The sequence below is a fragment of the Mycobacterium sp. UM_Kg1 genome, from assembly GCF_000972925.1.
Taxonomy (GTDB): domain Bacteria; phylum Actinomycetota; class Actinomycetes; order Mycobacteriales; family Mycobacteriaceae; genus Mycobacterium; species Mycobacterium hiberniae.
On record NZ_JRMK01000271.1, the window covers coordinates 1 to 2,538 of the forward strand.

Annotated in this window: 1 pseudogene; it reads right to left on the bottom strand. The window is 76.9% G+C overall.

Annotation, left to right across the window (positions count from 1 at the left end):
- Positions 1–2,538, bottom strand: a pseudogene (locus LI92_RS24675) (PE family protein); the annotation flags it as partial.

Genomic DNA, 2,538 nt, shown 5'->3' on the forward strand with positions numbered 1-2,538 from the left:
CCAGCACCACCATGACCACCCGCAGCACCATCAACAGCACCCACGACACCATCAGCACCCGCCGCGCCGGCACCACCGTTGCCACCATTGCCACCGACCCCGGCACTGCCGTGGCTGCCGTCGGCGGCGGTGGTGCCGTTGCCGCTGGCGCCGCCGGCGCCACCCACACCGGCGTTACCGCCGTTGCCGCCGTCCTGCCCGGCCTGCCCGTTGATCTGCTGGGCGGTGCCGTTGGCGCCGTGCGCGCCCTGCGCACCGTGCCCACCATTGCCGCCGTTACCGCCCACACCGCCGGCGCCGTGCGCACCGGCAAGCGTGCCGGTGCCGCCGACACCGCCATCGCCACCGGCACCGCCATTGCCGCCGCGGGTGCCATCGGCACCAGAGGCCAGCCCGTTGGTGCCGTTGAAGCCATTACCACCGCGGCCCCCAGCACCACCGGCACCACCATTGCCGGTGACCGCCCGCGTGCCGTCGGTGTTCAGACCACCCAGCCCACCATTGCCGCCGGCACCACCGGCAGCACCGGCGGTGGCATCGACATCCTCGGCGGTGCCGTTGACCCCGTCGGCACCGGCGCCCCCGGCCCCGCCATGACCGCCATTGCCGGCGATGCCGTCGAACCCGGAAGCCGACCGCGATCCGCCGCCGCTGTCGCCGCCCAGACCGCCGCGACCGGCATTTCCGCCAGCGCCACCATGCTGTCCGTCATAGCCCTGGCTCTGCTGCCCATCACCGGCAGCGCCATCAGCGCCGTGAGCGCCATGACCGCCATTACCGCCGTTGCCGCCAAGGCCACCCACCCCGTGGGTCCCGACGGTGGCACCGGCACCACCGCGGCCGCCATCACCGCCAGCACCACCATGACCGGCGTGCTGGCCATCACCGCCGGCCGCCGCACCGTTGGCGCCGTTGATCCCGTTGCCGCCGGCACCGCCATTACCGCCGGCACCGCCATCGCCTTGCGCCGCCTGCGACCCGTCGATGTAGAAGCCGCCAAGGCCGCCATCTCCGCCGTCACCACCGGCACCCCCGGCGATCCCATCGCGTTCCAGCGCGGTGCCGTTGGCCCCCAAGAAGCCCGCGCCCCCGGCACCACCCGCGCCGCCGGTACTGGCCGCCCCGTCCAGACCCGCCGCACCCCCGGCGCCCCCGGCGCCGGAGTTCCCACCCCGGCCACCGGAACCACCATGACCGGCATCGCGATGCTCGGCGGTGCCGTGCGCGCCGGCTCCACCGGCACCAGCGGCACCCGCACCACCGCCGTCACCACCGGCACCACCGGCGCCGACTGCCCCGGCCGCACCGGCCGTTGCGGTGCCCGCCGCACCCCCGGCACCCCCGGTGCCGCCGGCCCCACCATGACCGGCGTCCCCACCGGCGCCGCCGTTGCCGTCTCCCCCATCAGCCCATGACCCGGCCGCACCCTGAGCACCACTGCCGCCCGCACCACCAGCGCCGCCGGCCCCGCCGGCACCGCCGGCACCGGCAGCACCGCGCAGCGCACCCCCGGCTCCACCGGCACCACCAATGCCCCCCTGCCCGCCGGCACCGCCAGACATCCCCGCCTCGCCCGGCTCGGCCCCGTCGGCCCCGGCCGCCCCCGCCGCGCCCGCGCCTCCGGCGCCACCGGTACCACCATTGCCGTAGGCACCGGCATCACCACCAGCGCCGCCGGCACCCCCGGCAGCGCCGTGGCCCTGGCCATCGACTCCGATACCCGCACCGCCGGCACCCCCGGCGCCGCCATGCCCACTGGCCCCCGCCGGCAACACCCCAGCAGCACCCGGGCGCGCGGCATTGCCCCACCACCGCGCCGTGAACTTCTCACCCGCAGCGCCCCCGGCCCCGGCCGTCGTCCCGATCTGCCCGCCGGCGCCCCCAGCGCCGCCATCGCCACCACCGCGAGCACCGGCACCCCCAGCACCCCCGGCACCACCGTCACCGGCGATCCCGGCGTTGCCGCCCACACCCCCATGGCCGGCAGCACCGAAAAGTCCACCGACACCCCCGGCACCACCACGGCCCCCCGCACCGCCATCACCACCGACACCGCCGGCCCCGCCAGCACCCCCAAAGTCATCAACGCTGACCGCCCCGGCGCCCCCGGTACCCCCGGCACCCCCGGCGCCCCCGGCACCACCGGCACCGCCCACACCGCCGATGCCCAGCACAAACCCGGCTGCCCCGCCGGCACCGCCATTGCCGCCGAGTCCACCGGTCAGACCATCACCGCCGGCCGCGCCCTCCAACGCCGCCAGCACCCCGTCAACACCGGCGGCACCCGCCGCCCCCGCAGCACCCGCACCGCCGGCGCCCCCGGCACCACCAAACCCGAACAGGCCCAACACATCACCGCCGGCACCCCCGTTACCGCCGGCCACCGCCGCATCCCACGACGCCCCACCGGCGCCGCCGGCGCCCCCGTCGCCAAACAGCCAACCCCCGAGACCACCGGCGCCCCCATCACCACCGTCAGCACCGATACCACCGACACCGCCGTTGCCGAACATGCCCGCATCCCCGCCGGCACCCCCC